Raw genomic sequence first — 15568 nt, forward strand, 5'->3', positions numbered from 1 at the left:
GCCAAGTTGCTAAAAAAACGACGCGGACATGTATAGTTCCAATGAGATGAATCATACTAACATCACAGCTGGTTATTTTTTCACTTTATGACGAGAATTAGAAATGCGATGTACACGAAAGTAAGCATCCTAAGAAAGTGAGGATTCGTCTCATGAAAGCAACAGGAATTGTACGACGTATTGATGATCTGGGCAGGGTTGTCGTCCCGAAAGAAATCAGAAGAACACTCCGTATCCGTGAAGGAGATCCACTGGAAATCTTCGTAGACCGCGAAGGTGAAGTGATTCTAAAAAAGTATTCACCCATCATTGAACTGGGCCATTTTGCTAAAGAATATGCCGAAGCCTTATTTGATTCGCTTCAGTTTCCGGTGCTGATCTGCGACCGGGATGAGGTGATCACAGTAGCGGGCGAATCGAAAAAGGATTATTTAAACAAAAATATTGGGAGCGATTTGACCAAAACGATAGAGGACCGATCACATGTATTCGAGACCGATAAAGGGACGATTGAAATAATTGAAGGTCAAGCGCAGGAACTGGAATCCTACTGTATCAGCCCGGTAATAACCGGCGGGGACCCCATCGGATGTGTCATGATGTTTTCCAAAGATGGAGACAAGCTGAGCAAGGTAGAGCAGAAGGCAGTCGAAACCGCCGCCAGCTTCCTGGCAAAGCAGATGGAATAATACTTAGGAAGAACCAAGGCAAAAACTTGCATAGCGCAGGGTTTTGCCTTGTTTTTTGTGCAGGAGCGGCTATAAACTGTCTATATAATTTCCGAACAGAAAAATCGGAGTGACAAAGAGCAAAAGCATTAGTGTAAGGATTAGGACCACTAAATTGATGATAGAGGCTTTTGTGTCTTTTGCGGTTATTATGCCCGTCATTGCTGTAATAAGCAAAAGGACTGCCGCAATAATGGTTACGAGAAGAGGGTGAATGCCGATATTCTGCAAAAAGAAATCATGGAAACCTTTGGAGGAAGCGGATAATAAGAATGAACATATACAGATGATGAATCCGATCACAGGAAATTGCCATTTCACCTTCATCGTGCCCACTCCCTATATATAGGTTATATGAAGAGTTCGATATATTTCCTTGAAATCCTGCTTGGTTATAATAATTTGTGAAACAAAACCAGCCCGCTTGCCAACTAGAGTCGTCAAATGGGCTGTTACAAAGCCTCACTATTTATTCCGGACAGCTAAAAGATATTTCCCGTTTACAAGAAGCAGCACAACAGACATCGCAATAATAGAGAAAATCTGGGAGCTGTTTGAAATGGAATAAAACGTAGCAAAGATAATTGCTAATATCAATGTTGTGTTCAACACATTATAGGCTTTATTTAACCCAATCAACATGACGTCCTTTTCACCATCGTCTGCAATATCCAAAATGTCTTTTGGAGAGTTCGGGTCGGACAATTCAGGTATTTTACGCTCCGGACTGGCATATCGCATGACACGGAACATGGAAGCACCGAATAAACAGTTAATGACGACCAAAACAATGGAAACAATCGTAAAAAATATACTCTCCATTGCTATAATGCTGAGACTCAAGGCTAATACAGAAACAACAATGCTGGAATGTACACACAACGAATAGTCGCTATACTTCATATACATTGAAGCATTTGCCTCATCTTCCTCATCCCCTGTGAGCGTCATTTCACTTAACTTCTTAACCTGGTTATATCGGACCAGGCTGATGATCATTAACACAGCAGTAATGACGAACAGAGCGATGACAAATATATCTGTAGCAAAGTCGAGGTCAGAAAAATTTAATACAATGTATGCCGTTAAGAATCCAGCTGCCCCGCCTAATATAAATCGCATGATACCTTTCACTTATAACTCCTCCTCCTCAAATAAAAAAACATTTTCCACAGGCTCATTAAATATGCGTGCGATCCTTACTGCTATTAACAGTGAGGGCATATATTCCTCCCGTTCAATTAGACTGATTGTTTGTCTGGAAACCTTTGCTGTTTTTGCGAGCTGCGTTTGATTATAACCCTCCCGAGCCCGAAGTTCCTTTAGCCGGCTTTTCACATGACACCACCCCTGTCGATTGGATACCTTATATTACGTATTGTACATAATAATTATCAAAATGACAACTATTATTGTCAAAAGGATAAATATAATTGTCAAAATGGCTTTTCAAAATCCTCAAATCTCTTACAAAGTCTTTTGCCTTAGACTAAAATTGCACACCAATAAAGATTTTAAAAAAGGATTTTTCAGTTCATTGAAGAATAGTGTATTTATATAGAGCAGATTATAAACGTTTATAAGGGGGGTGAAACTCTGGTGGTGTACCAGATCTCTTATGATAAATCTCATTCTCTTTGAAATAAGAAAAGTGTTTAAGTCGACTTTTTTCCGTATTCTGATGCTGGCATTTCTTTTGTTTTTGATTACCTATTACATTCTTGTCTATACCAATACAGTCCATGTGGAAAATGAAGTCCAGCAAATGGAGGAGTTTACGGACAGGCAAGAACAGGATTTGCAAGAAAAAAGAGAGCTGCTGGAATCAGCGGAGGGGACAGAAGCGGAGCAGCTGGAAGAGCAGATTGAATTCCAGAAAAATATGCTGGAAGAAGATAAACAAGAAATAGAGTGGCATAAAGAAGAGAACTGGGAAGCGCTTTTGCAGCCGGGAATTAAACGTGAAGAATCAGCTATCGCGAGTATGCGCTATAATAATCAAACACATACATATACCTGGCAAACATTATTTACGAAAGAAACATTTGTGGCAAAAAGCAAATGGATGATTGATAAAGAGGTAACGCCTTTACTGCCAGTTGGATCAACTACTTGGATAACCTGGTATGACCAGGACATCAATGTGCAGGGAGCAACTCCGGAAGAAGCTTTGCAGTGGAACAGGGAAACCGCCGACAAGTATTCCTCTGCCAGCATTCATTATCTTGATCGCCTATATGGTCTGATGTTCAGTATCTTTGGTGCGGTGTTTTTCCTATTTCTTTTTGGGGATGTCATGACAAAAGAGGGGCTTGGCAGAAATGGTTCGATTCATCTGCTGCAGACACAGCCTATTCACCGGGATAAAATTCTTGCAGGGAAATTTTTAGCGGTTGGTTTATTGAGTTTCTTGATCTTACTTGGGGCCGTTCTGTTCGCCGTAATAACGGGTGTGATTTTTGACCGGTTCGGGGACTTGGCTTATCCCGTGATGATTTACGGGGAGGACCGCACATTTTCTCTGATGGGCATGGGGATGTTCCTGCTGCGGGCAGCCGGTATGTTTGGGATGATTCTACTATTCTGCTATTCCATGCTGTTTCTGTTTTCGATTATTACAAAGAGAATGGTGCTCGCATTGGGTGTGACACTTGGTGTGCTGTATATCGGGGTTACCTGGAGCGGGGAAATGATCAACTCCAGTATTGCTCACTATCTTCCGTTTCAGTATTTCTCTGTGTTCGACATCATGACCAATGAACTGGCGTTGACGGTGGAGAACTGGGACCTTACCTATGCGAATGGGATGATTTCGCTGAGTGTGTCGAGTTTTCTGATTTTGCTGGCGACGTATGGGGCGTGGGTAGTTCAGTATAGGCGGAATGGATAGGGGTACCCGTTAGGAAACATTGAAAGACCATGTCAGACACTGATTGACGGAGGTAACAAAATGACCACCCTCATTGATTTCTTATTGCAATATCGTAATTTCTTTCTTGCCGGGATAGCAATTATTCTTTTAGCATTTTTGTTGAGTTTTTGGATTAAAAAGAAAAGCACGCTGATTGTTGTGTTGGCTTTAATGGTCGCGGGCACCATCTTCATTATTAATCAATCGAAATACACAACATTTCAGGAACTTGTTTCAGACCAACTCAATGAAGAAAGTACGGTGCAGGAAATTTCCATCACAATTAGCGATCTTTCCGGTGACATGCCAGAGAGAAAAGCGAGTGTCACCATAGAAGACGAGGAAATTATGGATCAAATAATAGAGGATTTTTCAGATATTGAGCTAAAAGAACAATCAAATCTTCATGTCCTTGATAGGAAATATCGTATAAGAATTCGCAGTACCAATGAGGTGGAGGAAAACTTCCTGAAAACAGACAGTCTGACGCTGTGTGTGGACAATGATTACATCAATGAATATGAAATAGTTAATGAGACGGATCATTTAAAAACGATTGAATCTCTTGTTGAAAATGAGGAAATTGAATGGGAGGTTTTTGAGTGAATGGTATAGATAATTTGAATACTTGGTTAGTCAATTGCAGCATGTTTCGGAAAAACAAAACGACAGTTATTCATCATGACGTGTATGTTGCAGAAATACGTTTGGTTTACAGTAACATTTTTTAATTTCATCTGGTTTGTGGTATATTATACGTGTAAACAAGAGAAGAAAGGCGTGTGGCACTATTTGTCATGCGGCCGTCATGTAAAAGTGCTGCGGGAGTGGTCACCCCGTGGCCTTTTTCGTATAGGAACTAAATTCCGCGCAATTTCTCAATACTTGAAACACCTCAACAACAGCTTCACGAAATAACCCGACAACTATGCTATAATAAGAAAAAGTTACTGTACATAAAAAGGACGTAGAATAATGGGTGAGAATGAATCCAATCGGCTGGTCAAGGGGGCTTTGTTGCTGACGCTGGCTGGGCTGGTGAGCAAGGTATTAAGTGCAGGTTACCGGATTCCGCTGCAGAATTTGACAGGGGATGTTGGTTTTTATATTTATCAGCAGGTGTATCCCATTCTCGGTATTGCGCTGGTCTTGGCCTTGTATGGGTTCCCGCAGGCGATATCGAAAATGACGGCAGATCGCAAGGCGGAAGGAAAGTCCCTCTCGTTTCCACATTTTTACGGGCCGGTGCTTATCCTGCTGCTCGGATTAAATGGTGCGGTATTTCTATTTTTATGGATGAATGCTGATTCTCTTGCTATGTGGGTTGGGGACGCTGGGCTTTCACGTTCGTATCAATTCGCCGCATTTGTTTTTTTGCTTATCCCTTTTTCAGCCTTGCTAAGGGGGCTGTTTCAGGGAAATTATGAGATGAAGCCGGCCGCCTCCTCACAGGTGGGAGAACAGCTCGTTCGTGTCGCGATTATTATTGCCGTTGCGGTGTGGGTGGGCTTTCAGGGGCAGCATTTGTACATAGTAGGACAGGCTGCCGCGCTGGCTGCTGTAGCTGGGGCGGGAGCGGCGATCATTATACTCAGCCTATTTTTGCTTAAAAAAAGACCGCCACTTCAAGCGAAAGAGCAGGACGCGATCCCGTGGGTGGACTATGCCAGTACGCTGATCACGCTTGGTGTGGTGGCTGCCCTGAATCATATGGTACTGCTTGTCATTCAATTTGCTGATGCATTTACCCTGGTTCCGAGCCTCATGGAGAGCGGGTTCAGCCAGCTGGAGGCGATGGAGGCGAAGGGTGTGTTTGACCGGGGGCAGCCATTGATACAGCTGGGGACGGTGCTTGGATCCTCTTTTGCTCTTGCGCTGATCCCCGTCATTTCCCGGGAAAAGCTGAATGCATCGCCCGGGACGTTTTACCCGTATATCCGTGGCGGCATGCTGTTCAGTTTTTACCTGGCAGCCGGAGCGACTGTCGGACTAATTGCTATTTTCCCCGAGGCCAATACGCTGCTTTTTCAAAATGATCAAGGCACTGGGGAACTGCAGCTGCTTGTGGTCTCGATTCTTCTTTGTTCCCTGGCGATTACTGCTGCATCGATTCTGCAGGGGCTGGGATATGTCAAACGTACGGCCGGGTTTATTCTGATCGCTTTATTTGCCAAATGGATTGGCAATCAGCTGCTGGTCCTGTGGTGGGGGATCACCGGCGGGGCGCTCGCCACTGTGCTGGCACTCTTGATTCTGTGTACCTGTGTACTATGGGAGCTGAAACGGAAACTGCCGGAACTTGATTTCTTTCGGCGGCTGGACTGGCTCACTCTCGGCAAAGCACTCGTGGCCATGCTTGCTGCCATTCTGCTGCTGGAGTTTTTATTTTTGGATCAAGTTTCCGCATCAAGATTAGGGTTGTTATTCTATGTACTGACAGTGTCAGTCACTGGCGGAGTGCTCTATTTGTTCGTCCTTTTAAAAGGATGGGCTTTCACGGAAAAGGAATTAGGAATGCTGCCGTTTTCGCAGTTTTTCATTCGCATACATAATGGGAGGAACCATCATCATGGGAAAAATTGAAGTTATCGGTCTGGGAGCGGGAGATATCAATCAGCTTCCCCTGGGGCTTTACCGCAAACTGACCGCTGGAAAAAACACTATTTACACGCGCACGGCAGATCATCCGGTTGTGTCCGCGCTCAAGCAGGAAGGGTTGCAATTTGCCTCGTTTGACAGGGTATATGAGGAAAATCAGCAATTTGACGAAGTGTATGAGCAGATTGTCAACGAACTTGTAGAAGCTGCGCAGGAAGAAGCAGTAGTTTACGCGGTCCCCGGACATCCGATGCTTGCAGAAAAAACCGTGCAGCTGCTGCTCCAGCATGAGGATGTAGAAGTGGAGGTCGCCGGCGGGCAAAGCTATTTGGATGATTTGTTTACCACACTCCGGATCGATCCGATTGAGGGCTTTCAATTTGTTGATGGCACGTCTTTTCAGCGGGAAGAGTTGACTTACAGACAGCACCTGGTGTTTTGTCAGGTTTATGATGCATTTATCGCCTCGGAAGTGAAGCTGACGCTGCTCGAGGACCTGCCGCATGATCATCCTGTAACGATTGTGGAGGCGGCTGGCAGTGAGCAGGAGCGGATTATCACCATCCCGCTGGAGGAGCTGGATCACACGGTGGAGCTCAGCAATTTGACCAGTGTGTATGTCCCGCCAGCATCCGAAGACCTGCTGCATCATACATTTTCCCGCTTGCGTGAGGTGATTGCGACACTCCGGGCTCCGGGCGGCTGTCCATGGGATCGGGCGCAGACCCATGAGTCACTCAGGGAGTACGTTATTGAAGAAGCCTATGAATTAATCGACGCCATTGACAACGAGGATGATGAAAATATCATCGAAGAGCTGGGCGACATCCTGCTGCAGGTAATGCTGCACAGCCAGATCGGGGAGGACGATGGGTATTTTACGGTGGATGATGTAATCCGTACCGTCACAGATAAAATGATCCATCGCCATCCCCATGTATTTGCTGATACACAGGCAGATACGGTGAGTGACGTGTATAAAAACTGGGAAGAGTTGAAGAAAGAGGAGAAAGGCGAGACACGCACCTCCGCGCTGGACGGGGTCCCTGCCCGTCTCCCGGCACTTGCTAAGGCGTTCAAGCTGCAGAAAAAGGCGGCCAAAGTGGGCTTTCAATGGGAGAAGACACATGATGTATGGGCGAAGCTGGAGGAAGAGCTGCAGGAAGTGCGGGAAGCCATTGCTGCTGAGGAGCAAGAAGAGATCGAAAAGGAATTCGGGGATGTCTTATTTGTCCTGGCCAACCTCGCACGGTATTATAAAATTAACCCGGAAATTGCGCTGAACCGCTTTAACAGCAAATTCGTCTCGCGTTTCAGTTATATTGAAAAACAGTTTCAGAATGAAGGAAAAGATACAGCCACGGCATCGCTTGAAGAAATGGATGCTTTGTGGAATCAGGCAAAGGAAAGAGAGTGAAACAGACATGCGACTGGATAAATTTTTGAAAATCTCCCGGCTAATCAAGCGCCGCACCCTGGCAAAGGAAGTGGCAGACCAGGGACGGATAACCATTAACGGCAATAAGGCCAAAGCTTCCTCTGAGGTATCTATCGGCGATGAGTTAGTGATCAAATTTGGGCAGAAACTAGTTACGATAGAGATTACCGCACTCAGGGAGACCGTCAAGAAAGATGAGGCAGAAACCCTTTATCGTGTGGTGAAGGAAGAAAAGCCCGAATAAAGTTCTATACTTGTCCCTCCTATCATAAAGTAGTAACGATAAGGAGGGCTGGTTCGATGAATAATTACTATGACAAAAAACCAACGCCGGTGGGAGGGGCCCCGGGAACGCCTGTCCCGTCCCGCACGGCGACTGACCATTTCGTGAAAATGAATAACCGGAAAAACCTGGAGATCACGGGTGTCAAAGAAGTGGACAGCTTTGATAATGAGGAATTTTTACTGGAAACGACCATGGGTTATCTGATCGTTCGCGGGCAGAACCTGCAGATGAAAAACCTGGACGTCGGTCAAGGGGTTGTGACGATTAAGGGAAAAATCTATGAGCTTTCCTATGTGGATGAACACGAGGAGAAAGCTAAAGGATTCTTTAGCAAGCTGTTCCGATGACACTCAGTGTCCAGTTCATCACCATGGCGGCCATGGTTTTTAGCGGTTTTTATCTGGGTATTGTACAGGAGACTTTTCGCCGGCTCACGGTTTACTGGAAAAACAGAGTCGTGCTTACCTATGTACTGGAGGCTTGTTTCTGGCTGACGCAGACACTCCTTATCTTTTATGTGCTCTTCCGCGCGAACGGCGGGGAGATTAGATTTTACATCCTGCTGGCGTGTCTGCTCGGCTTTTCCATGTACCAGGTATTTGCGGCCGGTGTCTATAAGCGGCTTCTCGAGCAAATCATCCGGATTGTCGCGAAAATTTACCGGTTTTTCGCACGTACGGTTCAATTGCTGATTATTGCACCGGTGAAATGGCTGGTCCTGCTGCTTGTAACTATTATAACCGGCCTCCTGAAGGCTCTTGGTGCGGTACTTCTTTTTGTTTGGAAAGTGCTGATTGCCCCCATTCGCTGGCTGTTTCAGGGAATCTGGCGGATGCTCCCAAAAAAAATCCAAAAAAATTTACACAAACTAGCAGGAGTTTATAGTACAATAGAGAATATATATAATAAATGCAGGAAATATCTCAGTTCAAAGAGGAGGTAGGAGCATTGGCTCAACGAGAGAAAACCGTGACACGACTGGATTCCAATTATATGCAGCAGTATGATGCCCATGTAGAAAGGCAGAAACGAAAGAAGCAGCGTCTGATTCGCCGGCTTGTCCTGTTTTCTGTCATAGCAATGCTGGCAATTGGAGGCATGACGGCTTATCATTTGGAACAGCGCGCTTTGCATGCGGAAAAGCTGGAAGAGTACAAGCAGCTGGAAAAAGAATTGGCGACACTGAAGCAGGAAGAGGCCGATTTAAAACAGGAAATTGAACTTTTAAATGATGAGGACTATGTCTTGGATATTGCCCGGACCAATTACTTTTTCTCCAAAAAAGGAGAATTGATCTTTAATCTGCCTGACGAGGACCCCTCGTATTGACACATTTTCCTGCACCCGGCTATAATATAACAGTAGGATATTTAATTTTTTAAGGAGGAGCATTTTTTTTATGTCAATCGAAGTAGGCAGCAAGCTGCAGGGAAAGGTAACCGGTATCACTAATTTTGGGGCTTTTGTCGAGCTGGAGGCAGGGAAAACCGGCCTTGTCCATATTAGTGAGGTTGCTGATAACTATGTGAAAGACATTCATGAACACTTGACTGTCGGCGATACCGTTACCGTCAAAGTCATCAATGTCGAAAAGGATGGTAAAATTGGTCTGTCGATCAAAAAAGCGAAGCCAAGACCAAAACGTCCACAACAGCGTCCGACACGGGAACGCACGGAAACATTTGAATCCAAGATGAACCGTTTCCTCAAGGACTCGGAAGACCGGTTAGCCTCTTTAAAGAAGCACACGGAATCCAAACGCGGGGGTCGAGGTGCTAAAAGAGGATAGCAGTTTGCTGTCTATACCAAATATAATGCTCTGTCGATAAATAAAAAAGCAGACGCCGCTTCCGCCTGAGAAGCGGGCGTCTGCTTTTTTGTGTTGTTGTGCGTGGGGTGGGGCGAGTGACGCCACGAGTCGAGCGAGCTATCGCCCAAAACGCGCGACCAAACCCCTGAATCGCGCACCCAACACCAAAAAAAGACAGCCCTCCACAGAGAACTGTCTTCCAAAAATATACATGATGGCGGCAGAGGGGATCGAACCCCCGACCTCACGGGTATGAACCGTACGCTCTCGCCAGCTGAGCTACGCCGCCAAAAACAATCAACAAAAAATATAATACAACACAGCCGGGCTTGTGTCAATCATTAATTTTACAGGCAGAATATATAGATAAATGCCAGACTGTGCCATCAGCTGATAAAATAGTTCATCACCTCAAAATTAAACAGGGTAACAATCATAACAACAACAGTGAGTCCCTGAGTTAATGTAACAATATACTCCAGGGAGTCAGAAAGGTATTTTTTCTGTATGAACACTTCCATGCCTAATCGGGCTAAAAACAAGACAGCTAACAATGTCCCCACCGTTTGAATGGAGGGCTGGGCGTAAGTAATATAAAAAAGCAGCACGAAAAGGAGCGAACTGAAGGTGATGTGCAACCACTTGTGGAAAGCATTCTCAAACCATGGAGCACCTTTCACCTTCTTAATCCCTAAAGACTTCCTGACAATGAATTCAACAATTTTAACTATCGCAAACAAACCTAAAGCTAAAAGCACAACCTCCAGCCAAAACAAATTAAACCCACCCTTTAACAGAAATTTTATATTTATCTAACAGTATAGCATCAACCTCCTCTTCCCGCCATTAAAAAAAGCGCTGCTCATCTACCGAGCAGCGCTTTCCATATTATCTGTGTTCATACTGCACTCTCTTTCCCACCGGCAGTTTCTCCGATTTTTGTTTCGCTGGCTTTGGTGGCGAGTACTCTTCATCTTCATCCGCCGGACGTACTCGCTTCACAAAGAAGGATAAGATAAACCCCAGCACGGCAAAGGCAGTAGCGACCATGAAGGAATCATTGATCCCCTCGATTGTCGCCAGGTTGTTCAGAACAGCCAGCTGTTCCTGTCCCGGGCTCCCCGAAGCTGGCATGAAGTCAGCCAGGTGTCTGGCAGCCTGGGCGCTCATGACCGTTACGAGAAACGCCGTACCGATCGAGCCGGACATCTGTCTTAATGTGTTGGACATTGCGGTCCCGTGGGAATACAGCCGTTTTGGCAGCTGGTTCAGCCCTGCTGTCATAATTGGCATCATAATCATGGATATCCCCACCATTCGCGCACTATAGGCAAACATCATGAAATAATAGCCCGTTTCATCGCTCAGATGAGCGAACATAAAGGTCGTGGCGGCCGTGATCGCAAGCCCTGTGATTGCCAGGGGCCGTGCGCCGATCCGGTCAAACAGCCATCCGGTAACTGGCGACATGAATGCAGAAATGAGTGCGCCTGGCAGTAATAGGAGTCCGGATTCCAATGGCGAAAACCCGCGGATGTTTTGCAGGTAGATTGGAATCAGGATCATCGCTGCAAACATCGACATGGTGATAATTACGCTGATGATCGTCGTTAATGTAAACATGTTATAGCGGAACACGCGAAATTCCAGCATTGGCTTTTTCATTCGGAGCTGTCTTGTTACAAAGAAAAACATCACGACCCCGCCAATTGCCAGCGGCCCGAGAACCATCGGATCGGTCCATCCGGCTTGCCCGGCGCTGCTGAAGCCATACAGAAGACCGCCGAAAGCAAAGGTGGAAAGGATGATCGATTTGACATCCACTTTCGGATACGTCAGGCGTGTGACATTGCGCAATAAGAAGTAAGCTAAAATAATATCAATAATCGCGATCGGCAGTACGATGAAAAACAGCACCCGCCAGGAAAAGTTTTGCACCACAATTCCGGAAAGGGTTGGGCCAATTGCGGGAGCGAACATCATGGCAAGACCAATCATCCCCATCGCCGATCCGCGTTTTTCCACAGGGAACAAACTCAAGATAACATTCATTAATAATGGCATCATGATCCCGGCGCCTGCCGCTTGCACCACGCGTCCTGCCAATAAAGTCGGGAAGGAAAAAGCAAGCCCGCAGATCAGGGTGCCAAGAGCAAACAGCGACATGGCGGTCAGGAAGAGCTGCCTTGTCGTGAATTTTTCCATTAAAAAAGCGGTAATTGGAATTAGAATCCCGTTTACCAGCATAAAAATCGTCGTCAGGGACTGGGCGGCATTTGCGGACATATCCATGTCTACCATCATGACCGGCAGTGCGACGTTTAACAGTGTCTGGTTTAAAATAGCGACAAACGCACCGAGCACCATCGCAAAGATAATCGGTATCCTTGGCGCCTCCGTTGCATCAACATAAGCTGTACGTTCTTTCAATTCTCCTCATCTCCATTTATGTTAATCTTCTCTTTGACCAGCTGGTGGAGCCGGAATAAGTTTTTAGCCTCTTCCTCGCTGATCTCGTCTAATCGTTCCAGCCGCTTATAAAACAGGGCATAGCCCTCTGTCAGCTTTTCCTTTCCGAGTTCGGTCACATTTAAGACGATTGCCCGGCGATCCTCCCGGGAACGTTCCCGCCGGATGTATTCCGCCTTCACCAAGCGATCCACCGTGCTGGAGACGGTGCTCTTGTTGATATGCATTTTTCCCGAAAGATCCAAGAGACTCATATCTGTTTCCTCGGAAATAATCTTCATGATCTGCAGCTGCACCAAGGTCACACCGAGTTCATTCGCGTGCTGCCACATTTGTTTATGGAAATATTTGTTTACCTCACGAAAGGAAGAAACAATACCGTTGATTTTCTCATCTTTCTCCATGCTATAACTCCTTCGCATATAGAAAAGTTCATGCACGAACTATTTGCACAAGAACTATTATAATCAATCGGCCTGCAATTGACAAGAGGAATTTCGTAAAAAATAATCATTGCTTTTTCCGCACATCTTCTTGGATTTCGGCAAACTTCCGGGTATTGGACAAATGGGTGCGTTTTCATATTTAACCGGCCAGCAGGGCGGATGGAGGAAGATTCTTGGACATTCGTTCGTGTTGAAATCGGCTTTTTAAGTCAGAATGCAGTCGAACGATTTATTGAATATGCTCTCTTGTTTTGACAAAAAAAGAAGGCATACTGTGGTTTACTGTGTAGAAAGACAGGGGGATATTCATATGATGCAATCAATTCCAAGAGTCGAACCAAAAGTGCTGGAAAAGGAAAAAACAACTCCAATGAGAAAGATCCGCGCGAAGGTTTATAAGGGAGCGCATACGATACTGCTCGATAAGGGCTGGCTTTTTGTCTTCGTTGGCTTTCTGCTGGGACGGGCTGTCATCTTGTCTGCGGTCTCTCCGTTTGCCGTCGCCTTCATTGCGACCATGTGGCTGGTACATAGGGAAAAAACACTGAAGTCCATGCTCGGCGTGCTGGCCGGTGCATTGACATATTCGATGACACAAAGCGTGTTCATCGGCCTTTCGATACTTGCTTTTATTTTTCTTGCTGCTTTATTTAAAAATCAAAAGAACCAACAAGTAATTGTTCCTATCCTTGTATTTTTCTCTGCTGTTGCACCGCGGCTGTTTCTGTATTCGACAGCCGGGCAGCTCTCTTCCTATGAATGGATGCTTTTGTTTGTCGAGGGGATCCTCGGTGCTGTCCTTGTGCTGATTTTTATGCAAAGCCTTCCGCTGTTAGCGCCAAAACGCTATAAACCTGCATTGAAAAATGAGGAGATTGTCTGCATGATTATTCTCCTTGCCTCGATTTTGACGGGCATGATCGGCTGGGAATTCTACGGTGCCTCGGTGGAGCAGATTTTCTCGCGATACTTCGTGCTGATTCTGGCATTTGTCGGTGGTGCGGCGATCGGTTCGACGGTAGGTGTGGTGGCAGGGCTGATCCTGTCCCTGGCCAATGTTGCCAACCTGTATCAGATGAGTCTGCTCGCCTTTTCCGGACTGCTTGGCGGTCTTTTGAAGGAAGGGAAAAAGCCTGGGGTAGCTGTGGGGCTGCTTGTCGGGACGGCGATGATCGGCATTTATGGCAGTGCGGACACGCTTGCTCCTTCCTTATTGGAGTCAAGTGTTGCCATTTTATTCTTTTTGCTCACTCCGGGCAGCTGGTTCTCGCAGCTTTCCCGCTACATCCCCGGAACCGAGGAGTACACCAATGAACAGGATCAGTATTTGCAAAAGGTGCGCAATGTAACGGCCAAAAGGGTGGAGCAGTTTTCTGATGTGTTCCAGGCATTATCCAAGAGCTTTACCACTGCGGAGGCAGAACCAGACGCGGGGAAAGAGGCGGCGAGGGAGACGGATTATTTTCTTAGTCAGGTCACGGAAAGAACTTGTCAGACATGTTTTATGAAAGAACGCTGCTGGCAGAAGGAATTTGATAAAACGTACGGATTAATGGAAGAAATGAAATCCGATATTACTGAGGGCAATAAACCGAATCCGGATGTCATGCGGCAATTTGAAAATTACTGTGTCAAACCGAAGAAAGTCACCGATGTGATGAAGGAGGAGATGTCCTTTTTTGAAGCGAACCGCAAGCTGAAGAAGCAGGTGATGGAATCGAAACGGCTCGTTGCTGACCAGCTGCGCGGTGTCTCGGAGGTAATGGAGGATTTCGCCAAGGAAATTCTTAAAGAGCGGCAGCAGCACGAACACCAGGAGATGCAGATTATCCAGGCGCTAAAACACATGGGGATCGAACTGGAGAAGCTGGATATTTACCAATTGGAAAAAGGCAATGTCGATATTGAGATGACGGCAGCGTTTTATGAATACCACGGGGAGGGGGCAAAATTAATCGCCCCGGTGCTCTCGGATATTTTAAAGGAAATGATTATCGTAAAAGAAGAGGAAATTTCTCCGTTTCCCAATGGGACAAGCTATCTCGCCTTTGGCTCGGCCAAGGAATTTGTCGTGGAAACCGGCGCAGCGAATGCGGCAAAGGGTGGGGGGCTCGTCTCCGGGGACAGCTACACGACCATTGAACTTGGTGCCGGAAAATATGCCATGGCAATCAGTGACGGCATGGGCAATGGAATGCGCGCGAAGGAAGAGAGTGTGGAGACGCTGCACCTGCTGCAACAGATCATGCAGACAGGCATTCCTGAGAAAGTCGCAATTAAGTCGATCAATTCGATTCTCGCACTGCGGACGACTGACGAGATGTTTGCCACCCTCGATCTCGCCGTGATTGACTTGCATAACGCCTTTGTCCGGTTTCTGAAAATCGGCTCCACGCCAAGCTTTATCAAACGCGGGGAAAAATTGCTTAGAGTGGAGGCTGGCAATCTGCCGATGGGCATCATCCGCGAGTTTGATGTCGACATCGTGAGTGAGCAGATGCTGGCAGATGACCTGCTGATCATGATGAGCGACGGTATTTTTGACGGGCCAAAGCATGTGGAGAACACCGATTTATGGCTCAAGCGCAAGATTCGGGAGATGAAAACAGAGGACCCGCAGGAAATCGCTGACCTGTTATTGGAAGAGGTGATCCGCACCCGTTCTGGGGAGATTAATGATGATATGACCGTGCTCGTGGCGAAAGTGGCTAAAAATTCACCGAAGTGGGCGGCGGTGCCGGTTTATCAGAAGACAGCGCAGTAGTAGGGGAGCGGTTGTTGGTATGGGAGGAGTTTCTGGTCTGGGTTTGAAGTTCTCGCTCACGGGCGGAAGTTTCTGTTTACGCGCCGAAGTTCTCGCTCACGGGCGGAAGTTTCTGTTT

The 15568-nt window shown here is 46.3% G+C and carries 17 protein-coding genes and 1 tRNA gene; 11 read left to right on the forward strand and 7 right to left on the reverse strand.

Annotation, left to right across the window (positions count from 1 at the left end; genetic code table 11):
- Positions 1-152 precede the first annotated feature (152 nt).
- Positions 153-689, forward strand: a complete 537-nt coding sequence (gene spoVT, locus CEG13_RS10585; protein ID WP_100011841.1) for a stage V sporulation protein T — start codon at positions 153-155, stop codon at positions 687-689.
- Between the two features lie 69 nt (positions 690-758).
- Here spoVT and CEG13_RS10590 read toward each other — a convergent pair whose 3' ends face one another.
- The 3 genes from CEG13_RS10590 to CEG13_RS10600 form a co-directional block, all read right to left on the reverse strand.
- On the reverse strand, positions 759-1055 hold the full coding sequence (locus CEG13_RS10590) for a hypothetical protein (RefSeq protein WP_100011842.1): 297 nt from the start codon (positions 1053-1055) through the stop codon (positions 759-761).
- Positions 1056-1193: 138 nt separating this feature from the next.
- Positions 1194-1862: a DUF3169 family protein gene (locus CEG13_RS10595; protein ID WP_100011843.1), complete on the reverse strand. Its 669-nt coding sequence runs from the start codon at positions 1860-1862 to the stop codon at positions 1194-1196.
- Positions 1863-2066: a helix-turn-helix transcriptional regulator gene (locus CEG13_RS10600; protein WP_100011844.1), complete on the reverse strand. Its 204-nt coding sequence runs from the start codon at positions 2064-2066 to the stop codon at positions 1863-1865.
- A gap of 280 nt (positions 2067-2346) precedes the next feature.
- Between CEG13_RS10600 and CEG13_RS10605 the strand changes: the two genes are divergently transcribed.
- The 9 genes from CEG13_RS10605 to CEG13_RS10645 all read left to right on the forward strand — a co-directional run bounded on the left by CEG13_RS10605 (position 2347) and on the right by CEG13_RS10645 (position 9750).
- Entirely contained in the window at positions 2347-3618 is a 1272-nt protein-coding gene (locus CEG13_RS10605; RefSeq protein WP_100011845.1) for an ABC transporter permease, read from the forward strand.
- A 60-nt stretch (positions 3619-3678) separates the two neighbouring features.
- Positions 3679-4245, forward strand: a complete 567-nt coding sequence (locus CEG13_RS10610; protein ID WP_100011846.1) for an SdpI family protein — start codon at positions 3679-3681, stop codon at positions 4243-4245.
- Between the two features lie 369 nt (positions 4246-4614).
- Positions 4615-6222 (forward strand): putative polysaccharide biosynthesis protein, encoded by a 1608-nt coding sequence (locus tag CEG13_RS10615; protein ID WP_100011847.1) that lies wholly within the window; start codon positions 4615-4617, stop codon positions 6220-6222.
- Entirely contained in the window at positions 6209-7654 is a 1446-nt protein-coding gene (gene yabN, locus CEG13_RS10620) for a bifunctional methyltransferase/pyrophosphohydrolase YabN (protein ID WP_100011848.1), read from the forward strand. The genes CEG13_RS10615 and yabN overlap by 14 nt, the downstream gene beginning before the upstream one ends.
- Before the next feature lie 7 nt (positions 7655-7661).
- On the forward strand, positions 7662-7919 hold the full coding sequence (locus CEG13_RS10625) for an RNA-binding S4 domain-containing protein (RefSeq protein WP_100011849.1): 258 nt from the start codon (positions 7662-7664) through the stop codon (positions 7917-7919).
- Positions 7920-7975: 56 nt separating this feature from the next.
- Positions 7976-8308 carry a sporulation protein YabP gene (yabP, locus tag CEG13_RS10630; protein WP_100011850.1) on the forward strand — a complete coding sequence of 111 codons (333 nt, stop codon included), beginning with the start codon at positions 7976-7978 and terminating at the stop codon, positions 8306-8308.
- On the forward strand, positions 8305-8904 hold the full coding sequence (gene yabQ / locus CEG13_RS10635; RefSeq protein WP_100011851.1) for a spore cortex biosynthesis protein YabQ: 600 nt from the start codon (positions 8305-8307) through the stop codon (positions 8902-8904). The genes yabP and yabQ overlap by 4 nt, the downstream gene beginning before the upstream one ends.
- 5 nt (positions 8905-8909) lie before the next feature.
- Positions 8910-9290, forward strand: coding sequence for an FtsB family cell division protein (locus CEG13_RS10640; protein ID WP_100011852.1), 381 nt, complete (start codon positions 8910-8912; stop codon positions 9288-9290).
- Positions 9291-9360: 70 nt separating this feature from the next.
- On the forward strand, positions 9361-9750 hold the full coding sequence (locus CEG13_RS10645; RefSeq protein WP_100011853.1) for a S1 domain-containing RNA-binding protein: 390 nt from the start codon (positions 9361-9363) through the stop codon (positions 9748-9750).
- Positions 9751-9986: 236 nt separating this feature from the next.
- On the opposite strand, the gene CEG13_RS10650 is transcribed toward CEG13_RS10645, so the two are convergent.
- The 4 genes from CEG13_RS10650 to CEG13_RS10665 form a co-directional block, all read right to left on the reverse strand.
- A tRNA-Met gene (locus CEG13_RS10650) sits at positions 9987-10060 on the reverse strand.
- A 97-nt stretch (positions 10061-10157) separates the two neighbouring features.
- On the reverse strand, positions 10158-10547 hold the full coding sequence (locus CEG13_RS10655; RefSeq protein ID WP_100011854.1) for a DUF4181 domain-containing protein: 390 nt from the start codon (positions 10545-10547) through the stop codon (positions 10158-10160).
- A gap of 112 nt (positions 10548-10659) precedes the next feature.
- Positions 10660-12201 carry a DHA2 family efflux MFS transporter permease subunit gene (locus CEG13_RS10660; RefSeq protein WP_100011855.1) on the reverse strand — a complete coding sequence of 514 codons (1542 nt, stop codon included), beginning with the start codon at positions 12199-12201 and terminating at the stop codon, positions 10660-10662.
- Positions 12198-12644: a MarR family winged helix-turn-helix transcriptional regulator gene (locus tag CEG13_RS10665; protein WP_100011856.1), complete on the reverse strand. Its 447-nt coding sequence runs from the start codon at positions 12642-12644 to the stop codon at positions 12198-12200. Before CEG13_RS10665 ends, CEG13_RS10660 begins: the two co-directional genes overlap by 4 nt.
- Before the next feature lie 352 nt (positions 12645-12996).
- Between CEG13_RS10665 and spoIIE the strand changes: the two genes are divergently transcribed.
- The gene (gene spoIIE / locus CEG13_RS10670) at positions 12997-15450 is read left to right on the forward strand and encodes a stage II sporulation protein E (RefSeq protein WP_100011857.1); all 2454 of its coding nucleotides are present in this window, start codon (positions 12997-12999) and stop codon (positions 15448-15450) included.
- Positions 15451-15568 lie beyond the last annotated feature (118 nt).

Origin of the sequence: Lentibacillus sediminis, from assembly GCF_002763455.1 — a bacterium.
Lineage (GTDB): Bacteria > Bacillota > Bacilli > Bacillales > Amphibacillaceae > Lentibacillus_D > Lentibacillus_D sediminis_A.